Below are 15,738 nucleotides of genomic sequence, written 5' to 3' on the forward strand. Positions count from 1 at the left end.
TTCGACGCTGTCGCGCGGTTCGCGCCGCTTGACACGCAACCGGTTGCAGTCAAGACTTCACTATGTGCTGGATCGTTCGTTAAACAGGGATGACAACGATGATGAAATTGCTTTCTCGGCCTCAGCTTTCTGCCTTCTCGATATCAGGACGACAGCTGCTGCTGGTGTCCGCCGCCGGCCTCGGGCTGGCCGCCACGGCGGTCTCGGCGCAGGAGATCCGGGTGTGGAGCGGCTACCCGGAACTGGCGCCGTTCTATCAGCATGTCGCCGAGGGGATGGCGGCGGAATACCCGGACCTCAAGGTCACGGTTGAAGCCATCGCCTTGCGCGAGCACGAAAAGCGCGTGGCGCTTGGCGTCACCTCCGGCGAAGCCGCCGAGGTGATCGAGCTGGCGACCACCATTGCCGCCCGCTACCTCGAGGGCGGCCTGCTCAACACGCCGCCGGCCGACGTGACGGCCTTCGTCAAGGATCCCGCCAATTTCGGCGAGTTCTTCGTCAACTCTGCCAGCTATGACGGCACCGTCTACGGCATGCCGCTGTTCCGCGGCCAGAGCGCGCTCTACTACAATACCGACATGTTCGCCGCGGCCGGCCTCACCGAGCCGCCCAAGACCATGGCCGACTTCGATGCCTATGCCGAAAAGCTGACGCAGCGCGATGCTAGCGGTGCGCCCACTGTCACCGGCTGGAGCATGCGGCTCTCGGGTGGCGGCTCGGGTATTGCCGAAAAGTTCGCCATCAACATGTGGCAGCATGGCGGCGAGCTGATCGCGCCCGCCGGTGAGGGCCTGTGGAAGTCGAACTTCGCCTCCGAAGCCGGCACCGCCACCATGAAGCAGTACCTGCACAACCTGTTCGACACCAAGACCGTGACGGTCGAATCGCCGGCTGATGCCGATGCCTTCGAGCGCGGCCAGACTGCCATGTTCATCCGCGAGTCCTGGGTGATCGGCGATATCGCCACCAAGGCCCCGGACCTGAAATATGCCACGGCGACGCTGCCGCGTGGTTCGATCGTCAGCCCCGGCCAGCTTTACGTCAAAGCCGGCGCCGACAAGGAAGCCGCCGCCTGGGCCTTCGTGCTGGCAACCCAGAAGCCTGAAAACCTGCTCTGGCTGCTCGACAATGTCGGTTGGCTGCCGAACCGCTCTGGTCTCGATTTCTCGGCCATCCTTGCCGCCAAGCCCGGCTTCGAAGCCTACGTCAACTACCCCGCGAGCTATGAGTTCTTCACCGTTCCGGCCATCGGCCCGATCGATGAGATCCAGACCCGCGCCGCAGCCTTCCTCGTTGAAGCCTTCGCCAAGCCGGAGCTCGCCACCGACGATGCGGCGCTCAAGGCCTTCCTCGAGAATGCCGACAAGGAGATCAATGCCATTCTCGACCGTGAAGGCCTGCTTGGCCAGTAAATCGGTTTTGCAAACCTGCCCTTGCTCAACCGCTGCCTTCGGGGATCATGCCCCGGAGGCAGCACGGAGACGATGACATGCTGAAGCGACGACGCCTGCTCTTCTCGCTGCTTGCCATCCTGCCTGTCATCGCCATCTTCGCCTTTGTCCGGGTCTACCCGATCAGCGAGATTCTTCGGCTGAGCCTGCACAAGTGGGACATCCTGTCGAAGAAGAAGCCGTTCATCGGGCTCAGGAATTTCCAGGAGCTGCTGGGCGACCGGCTGTTCCACGAGGCGCTCTTCAACACCTCGATCATCGCCTTCGGCGTGCTGCTGATCACCATTCCGCTGTCGCTGGTGATCGCCGCGCTGATCTTCCACCGCACCCGCTCGCGCTTCGCCGCCTTCTACGAGACGGCGGTGTTCATCCCGCACGTGGTGTCGCTGGTGCCGGCCGCCATGGCGTGGAAATGGATTTTTGATGCGCGGCTCGGGCCGCTTAACGCGTTCCTGTCGCTGTTCGGGGTCAAGCCGATGTCCTGGCTGTTCGACCCGGTGCTGTCGATCATCTGCGTCATTGTGCTCTGTTCCTGGCAGGCGCTCGGCTTCGCCGTGCTGATCTACCTCGTTGGCTTCAAGAGCCTGCCGGTCTCGGTCTACGAGGCGGCCAAGCTTGATGGCGCCTCCGGGCGGCAGTCATTCTGGCACCTGTCGGTGCCGATGCTGAAGCCGATCACTCTCTATGTCTCGGTGGTGACGCTGGTTTCGGCCTTCAACGTCTACGCCCAGGTCTATGTGCTGGCCTCCGATGCGCAGGGCGCGCCGGGGCGGCAGGTCCGGGTGCTGGTGCTCGATATGCTCGAGAACAGCTTCCGCAATTACCGCGTCGGCTATGCCGCCTCGGAGGCGGTGGTGCTGCTCGCCATCGTGCTGCTGTTGACCTTCGTGCAGTTCAGCCTGCTGCGTGACAAGAGGGCCCCCCGATGAGCACCGACATCGAGAAACATTCCCGTGAAGTCGGCGACCGCACGTTCAAGGCGCGCGCCACCAATCTCGGCATCGACCTGTTCCTCGGGTTGTTCGGGCTGTTGATGATCCTGCCGCTGGTGCTGCTGGTCGCCAATGCCTTCAAGACGCCGCAGGAAATGCTGAGCTGGCCGCCCACCGTCATCCCGGCCCAGCCGACGCTCGCCAATATCGAGGCGGTGCTGGCCGATACGCCGCTGCTGCGCTGGATCTTCAACAGCTTCAGCTTCGCGCTGCTCTCGGCCATCGCGATCCTCATCACCTCGACCATTGCCGGCTACATCCTCGCCAAGTTCCCGTCGCGGGCGATGAGCGTGCTGTTCGCCATCATCCTCGCCACCGCCATCGTGCCGTTCGAGGTCTACATGATCCCGCTCTACTTCCAGGCGCAGAGCCTGGGCATCCTCAACTCGGTCTGGGGGCTGCTGCTCGGCTACCTGGTGATGAGCTTCGGCATCTTCCTGATCCGGCAGAACGTCATCCACTCGATCCCCGACGAGCTGCTCGAGGCCGCCCGTATCGATGGCGCCGGCGAGATCTGGATCTTCATCCGCATCGTCGTGCCGCTGCTGCGCGGCGCGCTCGGGGCGCTGTTCGTCCTTGCCTTCTTCCAGGCCTGGACGGCCTTTGCCTGGCCGCTGATCGTCGCCACCACCAAGGACAGCTACACCATCGAGGTCGGCCTCGCGCTGTTCCAGACCGGCTTCACCGTCGATCTCGGCCGATTGAGCGCTGCCTCCGCCATCGTCCTCGTGCCGTCGGTGGCCCTGTTCGTCTTTCTGCGGCGCAACTTCGTTCAAGGCGTCGCCAGCACCGGGCTGAAGGAATGACCGATTTCTTCGCCGCGGCGCGGCAACGCTATCTCGCCTCCAACGCCGAGACGCTGCGCTGGATGCTGGCGCGGCCGCGTTTGCACGGCGTCTTCGTCAACACCAAGCTGAACCCGTTGACCCTCGTCGATTACGCAGCGGTCGACGGCTGGCGCGGCCCCGACCATGTCTATGGCTGGATCCAGGGCCGCGCCCTCGAGGCCATCGTCACTCACGCGTCGGCCTTCGAAAGCACCGACCCTGACCTCGCGCTCGCCCTCGACGTGGCCGGGCGCCGGCTCTACACGGCGCTCGACAAGCTGCGCGCCGCCGATGGGCATGTGTATTTCTGTTACGACCGCGACATGCGCCCGATCCGTTTCGAGGGTGAAGTCTTCGTTCCCCAGACCCAGCCGGCCGACATTTACAGCTTCTCCGACACATTTGCCGCCAAGGGCCTGGTTGCCGGCGCGGCGCGCTATGCGCCCGCCGATCTGCCGCGCCAGCTCGCGGCGCTGGCAAAGGTGATCGCTGCCATCGAGGATGATCGCTTCCAGATCGACGAGAAGCTGCCGCTGGGGCGCGAGATGCTCGAGGCCGAGGCGGCGGACTTTGGCCCGCGGATGATCATGCTGAGTGCCGGCGCCTTGCTGACCGGCATCGGCCACCGCAATCTCGCCGGCTTCGCCGATCGCTTCATCGGCCATGTCATCGACAACTATTTCGATCCCGCCAGTGGGCTGCTGCGTAACGTGCCGGGCGAGGATCGCTGCAATGTCGGGCACGGCATCGAGTTCGTCGGCTTCGCGCTCGACTACCTTGAGGCCGACGTCGACCCGGAACTGCTGCGCGTGCTGGAGACCATCCTCGTCTCGTCGTTCGACCGCGGCTTTGTGGGGCCCGGCGTGCGGCTGGTGGTGTCGGCGGCGAGCGGCGCACCGATCAGCCCCTATTGCCCCTGGTGGTCGCTGCCCGAAACCATCCGCAGCGCAGCGCTCTGCCACGAGCGCTCGCACAGCGCCGAGAGCCTCCGCGTCTGGCAGAAGGCCGACGAGGTGTTCTTCCGCGACTATTGGCGCCCCGGCACCGGCATTGCCTACCAGTGCCTCACCGACGATGGCCCGATCGACTACGTGCCGGCCACCCCCGATCTCGACCCCGGCTACCACACCGGGCTGAGCCTGCTGGCTGCGATCGATGTGGTCGGTCGCCGGAGCTAGGGGAGGGCACATGCAGCGCAGGGGCATCGCCGTGATCGGCGCCGGCATGGGCATGAAGCCACATGCGCTGAGCCTGCGTGATCTGACTGATCGGGTCGAAGTGATCGGTGTGTTCAGCCGCTCGGCCGAGCGCCGCGAGGCGGCCCATGCGGCTTATGGCTTTCCGGTCAGCGACGACCTCGACGCCCTGGTCGGCGATCCGCGGGTCGATGTCGTGCTGGTGCTGACCCCGCCATCGGCGCATCTCGAAATGGTGCGGCTGGCGGCCGCCGCGGGCAAAGCCATCCTGCTGGAAAAGCCCATCGAGCACAGTCCGGCCCGGAGCCGCGAAGTCGTGGCGGTCGCCCGTACCGCCGGTGTCCGGCTCGGCATCGTGCTGCAGAACCGCACCCGGCCCAATGCACGCGAACTCGGGCGCCGCATCGCTGAGGGAGAGCTGGGCGAACTGGTGACCGCCTCGGCTTCGATCCGCTGGTGGCGAGCCCAATCCTACTATGACGAGCCGGGCCGCGGCACGCTGGCGCGCGACGGCGGCGGCGTGTTGCTGACCCAGGCTATCCACGCGCTCGACCTGTTCCTGAGCCTCACCGGCCCGGTCGCCGAGGTCAGCGCCATGGCCGGCACCTCGCAGACCCACCGGATGGAATGCGAGGACGTGGTCAGTGCCGCGATCCGCTTCGGCAATGGCGCGATCGGTTCGATCGATGCCTCCACTGCCAGCTTCCCGGGGTTCCCCGAACGGCTGGAACTGGTCTTCGACCGGGCCACGGCGGTGATATCAGGTGAAAGCCTGATGCTCTATTGGCGCGATGGCAGCATCGAGGATCACTCTGTCGCTGCCGCCGGCCATGGTGGCGGCGCCGACCCGATGGGCTATTCGCACGCCCGGCACCGCGCCGTGCTCGAGGATTTTCTCGATGCCCTGGACGAGGACCGCGAGCCGTTGGTCACCGGCGAGGAGGCTCTCAAGGTGCATCGGCTGATCGAAGCGATCCTTGCTTCGAGCGCCGAACAGCGCCCGGTCCGGCTGGCTGACCTCGACCGCTGAGCGCAATGCAATTGGGCTCGCGCCGAGGCGGGGCCGAATGTGCCGCTCCGCCATGACACGGCCCTGATGTTACGATCAAAAACCGTGAGTCGTGGGTGCTTCATGGGGGGTGATGATGGCTGTGCTTCGCATGCTTGCTTTGGCGGCTGTCGCCCTGCTGACGCTGCTCTCGGCGGCGCTGGCGCAACCGGCGCGAGACCTGTTCGGCGCCATGCATTCGCCGACCACCGGACCCGAGGTGCCGGTGGGCAGTTACGCCAAGGGCTGCATCGCCGGTGCGGTGCAATTGCCGACCGATGGGCCGGGCTGGCAGGCGATGCGCCTGTCGCGCGATCGGCGCTGGGGCAGTGCCGAGCTCGTCAGCTATGTCGGGGCGCTCGCCCAATCGGCGGCGCAGGATGGCTGGCCGGGGATACTGGTCGGCGATATGGGGCAGGCGCGCGGCGGGCCGATGGCCAGCGGGCACGCCTCGCATCAGATCGGGCTAGACGTCGACATCTGGTTCGAGCGCATGCCGGATCACCAGCTCAGCGCCGATGAGCGCGAGAGCCTCTCCGCCCGCTCGATGCTGAAGAAGGGCACCCGCGAGATCGACCCCCAGCGCTTCGGCGAAGCGCAGCGCCTGCTGCTCTATCGCGCCGCCGAGCTGCCGGGCGTGGCCCGCATCTTTGTGGCGCCGGGGATCAAGAAATCGCTCTGCGCCGTCACTTGGCGCGACCGCAGCTTTCTGAACAAGATCCGCCCCTGGTACGGCCATGACGACCATTTCCACGTGCGGCTCGACTGCCCGGCGGGCGTCGAGCTCTGCGTCAACCAGGCGCCGGCTCCGGCCGGTGACGGCTGTGGCGCCGAACTCGACTACTGGTTCACCGACGAGCCGTACAAGCCGAGCGACAAGCCACCGGCCCCGCCACTGACCCTCGCCGATCTGCCCAAGGCCTGCACCGCCGTGCTCAAGGCAGACTGAGCTGTCTCGCCGTTATCCCTTGTAGATCGCGGCGATCCTGGCGAAGTCGGCGCGAGCCGCGTCGATGCGGCCGTAGAACAGCGCGACCGTTTCCTTGGCGACCACCGGGCAGCCATTGTCGCCATATTGCTTGGCGGCCCGCGCCAGCTCCTCGAAGCCGGCATAGAACGACACAAACAGCGCCAGGTTCGGCTCGCCCACCGCGATAAATTGGGGAACGGCGGCGGTGTAGATCGGCGTCTCGCGCTGGAAGGCGTCGACCAGCTCATTCACCGTACCACTGCAGCCGGCGGGCTTGTTAGGGTCGCTCGGCATCAGCGTATCGCGCAGCAACTGGGCCCGGGCGAGCACGCCGTCGAGATCCCTCGCTTCGACGCGCAGCGCGTTACCGACCTGCACCAGCGCCTCCTGGTTGCGCCGTACCTGTGTCTCGTCCTGGATGGCGCTCGAGATCGCCAGCACCCCGGCGCCGGTGACGAAGCCGAGCATCGTGCCGATCAGCGTCTGCCACTGTCTGAGCGCATTGAGCCGCCCCTTGGTGCCCAGGGTAAAGACGTCGAAGATGATGATCGCGACCAGGAGCGCGATGACGACGAGCACCAGCAGGACCGCCGTGGAGGTCATCTGCTGCTAACCGAACAGGCCGGGGCCGAGGCGCTGCAGCAGCGCATAGGCCTCGTCATAGGTGGTGGGGACTTCGTCGGTGGGGAGGCCGAAATTCTTCACCAGCATCCCCATCAGCGCGCGGCCGGGCGGGCTGAGCGGAGCCTTGCCGGCCGCCTCGGAGAATGGGCCGCCGGCTTCGGGGTTGGGCGGCACATATTGCGGCGTGGTCTCGGGCCAATCGGCTGCCGGGCGCGGTTCCGTCAGGTTGATGGCGTTGCCGAGGTCGCGTGCCCCGGCGTCGCGGGCGGTGAGCGGGGCAAGGCCATAGCGGTTGCAGAGCGTCGCGATCGCCGCAGCGTGGTGCATCGGCGCGTTGATGATCGTTCCGGCCCGCGTATAGGCCGAGATGGCGATGGCCGGAACCCGCACCCCGAGCCGGTCAAAGGCAAAACCCATCTCGGTATCGGTGAGACCGGCCGGTGGCGTCGCGGCCGGCGGCGGCACGTGGTCATAGGTGCCGCCATGCTCGTCGAAGGTAACCAGCAGCAGCGTGTTGCCGGCATTGGATCCGGTAGGCGAGGCGGAGAGGCGGATCGCCGAATAGACCTCGTGCAGCAGCTTCTCGCCGGCCCGCACATCGGAATTGCCGCCGACCTGCACGGTCACCCCGTCGGCGCCGACGAAATCGAAGGCAGCGACCGGCGGATGCATGTCGTTGTGGTCAAAGATGATGCGCGGCTCGATGAAGGCATAGGCTGGCAGCGTGCCGGCAGCGGCATCGGCATGGAACTGCTGCATGCCGCGAAACCTGGTCTTCCAGTAGGGCTTGAGCGCCGGGCCGTTGATCAGCCCGGTCAGCGAGACGATCTGCGTCTCGTCGAAATACACCGCCCAGGAAATGCCCGCTGCCTCGAGCCGGTTGAAGATGGTCGGCGCGGCATTGCGCTTGGGGTCCATCCATTTGAGATAACCGGCTGCGCCACCGCTGTTGGTGACGAAACCGGACGAGGTCGAGGCATTGAAGAAGGCGCGGTTGCAGAAGGTCTGCGACGGCACGGCGCAATGCCAGGCGTCGTAGACCGCAAAGCCGCGGGCCAGCGTGCTGAACACCGGCAGCATGTCGGGGCTGAAGCCGCCCATCACCACGGCATACTCGTCCGGCTCGGGCTGCCGGCTCTGCGTTGCGACGAAGCTGTTGATGTAGTCGGTGACGAAGCCGTTCATGCTCGGCGCGGTGCCCGCGGGCGGCGCGTTGAACGGCGCCGTCATGGCGCTGAAATCGAGCCCGGCATTGCCTGGTGGATCGACGGTGCCGAACAGCTGCGTGTTGACGTGCGGGTATTCCTCGCCCGGGTCCGGCGTCGGGCTCGCCATGATCGCGTCGGTCGAGCCGGCATAGATATGCGCCGTGATAGCGCCGCTCGGCGACGGGTTGACGAAACTGCCATTGCCGACGCCGTCAAAACTCTGCCCGTCGGGGATCTGCCCGGACGGGTAGAGGTGGCCCAAGAGGTTATCGAACGAGCGGTTCTCGAACATGATCACCACCAGGTGGTCGAGCGCCGCGGCCGGGTCACCCTTCGCCACCGCCTCGGCGGCCTGGCCCGGCGTGGCGCTCGCTCCGGCCATTGCCGCGGCGCTCAGCTTGAGGAAGTTGCGCCGCGAAGGGCCGGCGGTCTTGCTCAAGGCACGGCTGCCTGGCTGGTGGCGGCGATAGCGAGCTTCCAGCCTTCGGCCGGTGTTTCCTCGAGGTTGAGCCGGGTCACCATGTGGTAGAGCCGGTCGGTATCGCTGCCTGAGGCGGTGCAGAACCGATCCTGCAGGTAGAAGGGTGGCGTCGCCTGGTAGTAGAGCGTGGCGCTGACGCTGGCCGGTTTGCCGCTGATCTCGCTGAGCGGCACCACATAGGCGATGCTGTCCGAGCCGCCCGCGACGTAATCCGGGTCGTCGCCGACGCCGACCGAGCCGGCCTCGAGCGCCAGGTCGTCGCCGGCCCCCAGCGCATTGGCGATCTCGACCCGCTGCTCGAGCGGCAGGTAACCGTCGGGCAGCAGCCGGTTGTCCTTCACTGTCGAGCAAATCGAGAGAAAGCTCGTGGTCAGTTGGCCCGAGGGGGACGACCCGGCGCCGCAGACCGGCGCCGTGCCGCCGGGGGTCGAGACCAGCTCCTGGTAGACCTGCGCCTGCGATTGGCTGGTGATGGTCTCGAAATGCGGCTGGTGCAGCCGCTGCTCCGGTGCGATGCGGGCCTTGCAATTGGCATCCCACCAATACTCGCCGTCGAGCGGTGTGGCGTTGCCGTCGACCAGTGCGCCAGCGGCATTGGTGCCGCCCGAGCGCCACAAGACCTTGCCGCCGGCGTCGAGCACCGAGAACTCGACAAAGGCGCGGCGGAACCCGACCCCCGAGGGGAACTTGTGCCCGACCTTGTTGGTCACCTTCACGGTGGCGGTGAGCGTCGTGTCAGTGACGGCGACGCTGCCGACGGCGATATCGGCGGTGTGCTGCCTCGCCTGATCCAGCATGGCGCTCTCGGTCCACAGCAGCGGGTCCGTGCCCTTGCTGCCCAGCATCGGATCGGCGATCGGGATGCCGAGGATATCGGGGAACTGCTGGGCCAGCTTGACGAGGAACACGTTGAGCCCGACCAAGGTGTGCAGCGCGAAGTTATCGCGCGCCTCGAGGTCGATCTTCTCCGGTGCGGTGGCGTTATCGGCCTGCGGGAAGTTCGAGTATTCCTGGATGCTGGCGATCTTCGACTTGTACGGCACGCCATTGGCGTCGCTTGCCGCCATGTGGCAGTCCTGGCAGGAGAGCGGGGTGGTGCCCGCCCCTTGCGGCAGCATTCCGTCGGGTGTCGAGCCGGTGCGGAAGGCGCTGAATGCCCACTCGGGATAGGTCGTCTGCTCGTAGATGTGAGCAATGATCTTGCCCTCCTGCAGCACCGGCAGGTGCACCGTGTGGCAGGAGCCGCAGACCTCTGACGCGGCGATGGTCGGGTGCTCCTCGGGCGTGATGCCGAGCGCCTGCTTCATCGGCGTGGTCTGCGGCTTGTCGAACGGCCCGATCAGCGAATCCGGCGGGCCGACGAGGAAGCTGCCGGTGAAGGTCTTGGCAAAGCCGGTATTGTCGGGGTTGAGCAGCGCCTGCCGCTCGGCGACGCAGGCGTTCTGCGGCGCCGCCAGCAGGTTTTCGGTGACCCGATCGCCCAGCGCCATGCGGTGGCAGGCGGTGCACGAGACCCCGTCACGGGCCAGCATGGCGTATTGGGCGAGGTGCGATGTGCCGCCCTCCCACGGCAGCGTCTCCAGCACCGAGCGCTCGAAGCTCGAGCACTGCCCGCCCGCCAGCTTGCTATCGATATTGAACTGCCGTTCCCCCGCAATGCCGTGGCAGCCGAGGCAGACCGTCTGCACGGTGTCCGCCGCATCCGGGTGGAAAGTCTGGGTCTCGCTCGCCAGCTGCGCAAAAAAGAACGGGTCGCGCCCGGCAAGCCCCATCGGCGACGACCGCCAGGTCGCATAGGGCGACAGGTTGTCGAGCGTATTGCCGTGCGGGTTGGGCTGCGTCATGTCGAACTGCAACCCGGTGCTGCCGGCATCGTGGCAGCCGAGGCACTGGCTCGAGGTGAGGAAGGTGTCGGCCGCCGTCGGCCCACCTGCCGCGACCCAGGTATTGTCATAGGTCTGCGATGGCATCGGCTGGACGTTGGCGGCCGGTGGCAACCCCTCGGCATAGGCCATCAGGTCTTTGACAACACCGGGGTCGGGCGTGCTGAACGGCACGAGCAAGCGCGGCGCGCCGAAATCGGCCTGCGCCACCGCCTGATGCTGGGTTGGGGTCGCCGGGGCGTCGACGAAGAAGTTCTGGCTGAGGAACACTGTCGGCGTGCCGGGATGCCCCTCGATATTGGCGGTGGTGGCGAAGGTGAGGTTGTCCTTGGCCGAGGCGTGGCAGTTCATGCAGTATTGGGCAAAGCCCATGTCGGGGATCGAATTCCCCGGCGGCGCCGGCCAGTCCGGCGTCCAGCCGCTCTTGGCACCGAAGCCGTACCAGCCCCAGAACCAGCCATCGAACGAAACGTCAGGCGCGCGGATCATGACGGCCGCGCCGCTGGTGGGGAACAGCTTCATCGGGTCGACGCCGGCGCAGTCGGCGGCCGGGGCCGGATACATCTCCTTGATCATTACCGCTCCAGCCGGCACCGGCGGCGGGACGAGGCTCGGATCGGCGTCCTCCGAGCGATATTTCTCGAGCCAGGCCAGCATTTCGGGCGAATACCAGATCACCACCGGCGCATGCGTGCCGTGCTCGCTGCCGATCCACTTGCCATCGGCAAGCGTCGCGGTGAACGGCCCGGTATCGCGCACCGTCTTGTCGCGGGCCCAGCCGCGGGCGGGATCGCGATGGCAATAATGGCCAAGGAAGGCGTCGAGCTTCTTCTCGTAGACATCGAGTGCGAAGCCGCCGGGGTTGCGGATATCGGCGTCGAGCGAGAGGCAGAGCTCTGGGTCGACCGGCGCCAGCGCCGTCTGCTGCTCGGCCGGGCAGGTACCCGCCACGGCGCCGGCCGCTGACAGCAGTGCCATCGCGAGGCCGCCGACGAGCGTTGCGAGCGAGCGCCTCGGCGTTATGCGCTTCCGTTGCGTGGAGCAGGCCGCCTCGATGGTCACGAGAATCCTCAGCTCGGTTGGGGGATGCCCTCGATCAGTCGTTCGGAGAAGATTTTGGCGATGGTGTAGAGGGACTGCATCGGATTGGCGCCGACCGAGGTCGGGAAGATGCTGCTGTCCATCACGTAGACATTCGGCACCTCGCTGCCATCGGCAGCCCACAACCGGTGGTTGAGCGACACCACGCCCGTGCCGGCCGGCCCCATCTTGTTGGTCGCCTGCAGGTGCGCCGAGGTCAGCACATTGCGGTTGGGGATGAACTTGAGGTTTTCATCGATCAGGTCGGCCTGCTTGATGTCGGTGAAATAGGTGCCGACCATCGGATCGAAATTTTCGACCCCGAGCACGTTTTCATTGGAGGGGATGATCACCTTCTTGGCGCCGGCGAGGAACATCATCCGAACCCCGATCGCCACTCCAATGCGGAACCGCGCCTTGTCGCTGTCGCTGAGCGTATACTCGAGCACCGTGTCGCCGGTCGCGTCGAGCACCACCCGATTGCCCTCCGATGCCGTGTCGACCAGCATGCAGCCGAAGCCGACATAGTTGTTGAACCGCGCCATCTCCTCGTAGACCTGCTTGCCGCTACCGGGCACCAGCAGCGCGCCATAGGCCGGCAGCCCGGCCATGGTCTCGTAAATGAAGCCGGGCGAGGCGCCGAACGACGAGACGTAGGTGGCGCTGTCGAGCCCATCGAGCAGGTCGATGACCTTGTCGAACAGCCCGAGCAACGGCACCGATGGGTGAAGGATCAGTCCGCGGCCGATTTTGTCATTGGCGACCTTGGGGTTGGCCTTGGCGGTGTTGAGCAGCACCCGTGTCGTGCCGATGGTGCCGGCCGAGACCACGATGGTCTCGGCCGCGATGCTCACCGGCACGTCGGGTGGAATGCCGAGCTTTGACGGGTCGACCACCGTATTGCCGTAGTCGGTCCATGGCGCCGTCATGTGCAGGGTGACGCCGGTGGCGCGCGTACCGGTCGCATCGAAGACGATCTCGTCGACCGTCGCGTCCGGTATGATGCCGAGTGGGTTGGCGGTGTCGGCAATGGCTGGGTAGAGCAACTGCCGGGCGGCATCGAGCTTGTCGTTCACCGGCGACGGCGAGTCGCCGACCGGGAACCGGTTGAGGTGATAGAGCGAGGGGTCGGCGCCATAGGCGGCGGCGCCGTCCCACAGCGCCTGGTTGTCGTTGTTGAGCTCGCTCTCGGCCAGCGTGCGGGTGCCGATCGCCTGGCGCACCCACTCATAGGCAGTGGCGAGCCGCTCGGTCGAATAGTAGGTGCCGTCCATTAAGCCGTCGGCGATCCAGCCATTGATGCGGGTCTGCACCGTGGATTCGAGTGGCGAGAAGGCGAGGTCGATATTGACGGCCGAGCCGCCGCCCAGCGTCTCGCCGCTGCGGATCACCACCGCATTGTCGGCGGTAAAGGACTGGTCGCCCTTGTACATCAGGCGCGGGTAGCTGCGCGTCGTCATCGAGCCCCAGACGACGAACGGCCCCTTCTCGATCAGCACCACCCGCTTGCCGGCCGCCTGCAGCTGGCTGGCGACGGTGGCGCCGCCCGGCCCGCTGCCGATCACCAGATACTCGATCGGCCCGTCGGCATGGCTGATGGTCTTGGTCGCCGCGTCATAGGTCAGCCGGCTGGGTGCGATCGTCGGCGCGTTGAGCATCGAATAGACATCGGGCCGGCTGACGAAAACCGGCGGGGCGAGGAAGTTGCTGAGCGGCTGCGCCAGCGGCAGGTCCCAGATCGAGGAGAGATAGGCCTCCCGCAGGATCGAGGCGATCTGCGTCGAGACTGGCCCTGCCGTGCCCTCGAACAAATACGAGTAGAGCAGCGTCCTCAGCGCCGGGTCCATCGCGCCGAAGCCGCCCGGGGTGGTGATGAAGGCCTGCACTGCCGGATCGCTCGACGCCTTGAGCTCGGCATAGAACGGCAGCGCCTGCGGTTCGGTGAACCCGGCGAGCAGTTGCGCCACCGGCGAAGCCTCGAAGCCTGAAAGCATCGCCTTGCTGACTTCGGCGGCGATCTCGGCGATGGATTTGGCCGCATCGGGCGGCAGCCCCAGTTCGGCCTGCGGGAACCACAGGTCGAACAGGGCATCGTGGGTTTTCTCGATTGCTGCCGCGGCGGGCGCCGACTGCGCCCAGACCGGAGACGAGGCGATTGCCGCCACGGCCGCGGCCAGCGACGCCATGAATTGACGCCGGTCCAATCCGGCAGGGCGGAAGGCAGAACTATCAGCCACGAGCCAACCCCTCAGATGACTACTCGGCGAAGTCAGGATTTACGCTGCCAGTCGTGCCGTCAATTCACGTTTCTACTAGAATGCGAAGGACTTATTCGGAGTGCGGGCAGCATCCGTTCCTGCAGCAATCACGGTGGCGGCCGCGACAGGATCGCCAGCGGCTCGATATCGCCGATCGTGTGGATCGAGCCGTGATAGCCCGGCTCATATGGCAACCCCGGCCGGTTGTCGGGATAGACCAGCAACTGGCAGGTGATGGCCTCGATCGGGAAGCCGTCCTTCAGTTGCGTGCACAGCTCCTGGTTGAGCGTTTCCCAATAGGGGTTCTTGGTTGGGTCGACCGCATCCATGAACTTCAGCGCATGGCTGCGCAGGTCTTCGTAATTCGGGATATCGGCTTCGGCGATGCCGCTGTTGTAGCGGTAGTGGAAATACATGTTCATCGTCTGCCCGCCCTGGTTCTGGGTCTTGTACCCCGGCACCTCGAACAGGAACTCGCGCTTGATGGCGGGGCCGTCCGCCGATTGCGCCAACGCCGGCAACCCCGCTGCCACTACGGGAGTAACCAGGATAATCCATGCCAGTCTGTGAAGCCGCATCGATGACATCTTGCCCTCGTCGGATAACTAGGGATCACCGAGCCTAACTCCCGCAAGCTGACAGAACGCCCACAGCCGGGAGCCGACCGGGGCAATCGCATATGATGGCGCTGACCACCTCTAGCCTTCTCCCCTTGTGGGAGAAGGTGCCCGAAGGGCGGATGAGGGGTCCGCGCAACGAAGTGTAGCGCGGCCGGAGCGAAGCGACGGACGATGAGTACGCGGAGAGAACCCCAACTACTATCAGCGCTTGCCCTGCCGGACCTGGGGCGACACGCCTGCCGCTACCCCCGCCGGTTGGTGCTGCGGAAACTGCTCGGGGACATGCCTTCGCGCTGCGCAAACACCCGCGAGAAGTAGAAGGCGTCCTCGAAGCCGGTCTGGTGGGCAATCGCCTCGATGCCGGCATTGCTGATCGCCAGCATCTCCTTGGCCCGGTCGAGCCGCAAACGCAGCTGGAACGCTTTGGGCGGTACGCCCGTGGCGGCGATGAACTTCCGCCTCAGCGTCGCCGGCGACATGCCGAACTCCGCGGCGAAGCGGGTCAGGTCGACGGTCTCGAAGGCCCGCTTACGCAGCGTTTCGATCGCCGGGGCGATGGGGTGTTCGGCGCGCTCGCGCCGCTCGATCAGGCTCTGCTGCGCCGCAGTGAGCGCGATGCGCTGCATGCGGGCGCCGGCCGAGGCGCGGGCGAGGTGCGTGTCGTCGCCCATCTCCACCCGCAACAGCGCGAACAGCCGCTGCATTTCACCAAGCTCGTGCAGTTGCAGCAGCGGTTGGCGCGGCTCGATCAAGGCGCTGGCCAGCACGTCGTTGGCGATCCGTCCTTCGAACAGCGCCCATTGCTCGTCCCAGTCGGTGCCGTCATCCGGCCCATAGGAATGCGCCATTCCCGGCCAGAGCCAGAAGATGGCCGGCGCTGTCACAACCTGGCTGCCGCTCGACGCGGTGTGCAACCGGCCGCGGCCACGTTCGACCATCACCACGGCGAACAGCTCGAGCTTCCGATTCTCGATCTGCGTCGAGATCCGGTGCGCCCCGTATTCGAGCACCCCGAGCAGCGGCGCGGTGCCGGGAATATGTGGGCGATAGGCGGCGACGGAAAAGTTAGCCATGAGCGAAAAGTCCAGATGGTGCTTTTG

Annotated in this window: 12 protein-coding genes; 6 read left to right on the plus strand and 6 right to left on the minus strand. The window is 66.1% G+C overall.

All coding sequences use genetic code 11. The features are described 5' to 3' along the window. The first annotated feature begins 101 nt into the window (after nt 1-101). From ASC68_RS06020 to mepA, 6 genes are all read left to right on the plus strand, one after another. A complete protein-coding gene (locus ASC68_RS06020) occupies nt 102-1,412 on the plus strand; it encodes an extracellular solute-binding protein (protein WP_082527951.1) in 1,311 nt (436 codons plus the stop codon). 77 nt (nt 1,413-1,489) lie between these two features. Beyond that, on the plus strand, nt 1,490-2,380 hold the full coding sequence (locus tag ASC68_RS06025; RefSeq protein WP_055876378.1) for a sugar ABC transporter permease: 891 nt from the start codon (nt 1,490-1,492) through the stop codon (nt 2,378-2,380). Next, nucleotides 2,377-3,249, plus strand: a complete 873-nt coding sequence (locus ASC68_RS06030) for a carbohydrate ABC transporter permease (protein WP_055876381.1) — start codon at nt 2,377-2,379, stop codon at nt 3,247-3,249. The genes ASC68_RS06025 and ASC68_RS06030 overlap by 4 nt, the downstream gene beginning before the upstream one ends. Then, complete coding sequence (locus ASC68_RS06035) at nt 3,246-4,448, plus strand: hypothetical protein (RefSeq protein ID WP_055876385.1); 1,203 nt, start codon at nt 3,246-3,248, stop codon at nt 4,446-4,448. Before ASC68_RS06030 ends, ASC68_RS06035 begins: the two co-directional genes overlap by 4 nt. Before the next feature lie 10 nt (nt 4,449-4,458). Beyond that, on the plus strand, nt 4,459-5,496 hold the full coding sequence (locus ASC68_RS06040) for a Gfo/Idh/MocA family oxidoreductase (protein WP_055876388.1): 1,038 nt from the start codon (nt 4,459-4,461) through the stop codon (nt 5,494-5,496). 115 nt (nt 5,497-5,611) lie between these two features. Then, complete coding sequence (gene mepA, locus ASC68_RS06045) at nt 5,612-6,463, plus strand: penicillin-insensitive murein endopeptidase (protein WP_082527952.1); 852 nt, start codon at nt 5,612-5,614, stop codon at nt 6,461-6,463. A gap of 12 nt (nt 6,464-6,475) precedes the next feature. On the opposite strand, the gene ASC68_RS06050 is transcribed toward mepA, so the two are convergent. From ASC68_RS06050 to ASC68_RS06075, 6 genes are all read right to left on the minus strand, one after another. Beyond that, nucleotides 6,476-7,087, minus strand: coding sequence for a hypothetical protein (locus ASC68_RS06050; protein ID WP_055876393.1), 612 nt, complete (start codon nt 7,085-7,087; stop codon nt 6,476-6,478). 6 nt (nt 7,088-7,093) lie between these two features. Beyond that, on the minus strand, nt 7,094-8,755 hold the full coding sequence (locus tag ASC68_RS06055; RefSeq protein ID WP_055876396.1) for an alkaline phosphatase family protein: 1,662 nt from the start codon (nt 8,753-8,755) through the stop codon (nt 7,094-7,096). Then, nucleotides 8,752-11,658, minus strand: coding sequence for a hypothetical protein (locus ASC68_RS06060; protein WP_055876454.1), 2,907 nt, complete (start codon nt 11,656-11,658; stop codon nt 8,752-8,754). Before ASC68_RS06060 ends, ASC68_RS06055 begins: the two co-directional genes overlap by 4 nt. Nucleotides 11,659-11,750: 92 nt before the next feature. Then, nucleotides 11,751-13,946: a GMC family oxidoreductase N-terminal domain-containing protein gene (locus ASC68_RS06065; protein ID WP_055876400.1), complete on the minus strand. Its 2,196-nt coding sequence runs from the start codon at nt 13,944-13,946 to the stop codon at nt 11,751-11,753. Between the two features lie 179 nt (nt 13,947-14,125). Further along, nucleotides 14,126-14,596, minus strand: a complete 471-nt coding sequence (locus ASC68_RS06070) for a hypothetical protein (RefSeq protein WP_156387266.1) — start codon at nt 14,594-14,596, stop codon at nt 14,126-14,128. Between the two features lie 284 nt (nt 14,597-14,880). Then, nucleotides 14,881-15,711 carry an AraC family transcriptional regulator gene (locus tag ASC68_RS06075; protein WP_055876407.1) on the minus strand — a complete coding sequence of 277 codons (831 nt, stop codon included), beginning with the start codon at nt 15,709-15,711 and terminating at the stop codon, nt 14,881-14,883. Between the last annotated feature and the right edge of the window lie 27 nt (nt 15,712-15,738).

It is taken from the genome of Devosia sp. Root105, assembly GCF_001424865.1.
Taxonomy (GTDB): domain Bacteria; phylum Pseudomonadota; class Alphaproteobacteria; order Rhizobiales; family Devosiaceae; genus Devosia_A.

Bases quoted from the DNA above. Each gene is read 5' to 3' on its own strand.
- ASC68_RS06020 (WP_082527951.1), top strand. From the start codon at position 102: ATGAAATTGCTTTCTCGGCCTCAGCTTTCTGCCTTCTCGATATCAGGA.
- ASC68_RS06025 (WP_055876378.1), top strand. From the start codon at position 1,490: ATGCTGAAGCGACGACGCCTGCTCTTCTCGCTGCTTGCCATCCTGCCT.
- ASC68_RS06030 (WP_055876381.1), top strand. From the start codon at position 2,377: ATGAGCACCGACATCGAGAAACATTCCCGTGAAGTCGGCGACCGCACG.
- ASC68_RS06035 (WP_055876385.1), top strand. From the start codon at position 3,246: ATGACCGATTTCTTCGCCGCGGCGCGGCAACGCTATCTCGCCTCCAAC.
- ASC68_RS06040 (WP_055876388.1), top strand. From the start codon at position 4,459: ATGCAGCGCAGGGGCATCGCCGTGATCGGCGCCGGCATGGGCATGAAG.
- mepA (WP_082527952.1), top strand. From the start codon at position 5,612: ATGGCTGTGCTTCGCATGCTTGCTTTGGCGGCTGTCGCCCTGCTGACG.
- ASC68_RS06050 (WP_055876393.1), bottom strand. From the start codon at position 7,087: ATGACCTCCACGGCGGTCCTGCTGGTGCTCGTCGTCATCGCGCTCCTG.
- ASC68_RS06060 (WP_055876454.1), bottom strand. From the start codon at position 11,658: ATGGCACTGCTGTCAGCGGCCGGCGCCGTGGCGGGTACCTGCCCGGCC.
- ASC68_RS06065 (WP_055876400.1), bottom strand. From the start codon at position 13,946: ATGGCGTCGCTGGCCGCGGCCGTGGCGGCAATCGCCTCGTCTCCGGTC.
- ASC68_RS06070 (WP_156387266.1), bottom strand. From the start codon at position 14,596: ATGCGGCTTCACAGACTGGCATGGATTATCCTGGTTACTCCCGTAGTG.
- ASC68_RS06075 (WP_055876407.1), bottom strand. From the start codon at position 15,711: ATGGCTAACTTTTCCGTCGCCGCCTATCGCCCACATATTCCCGGCACC.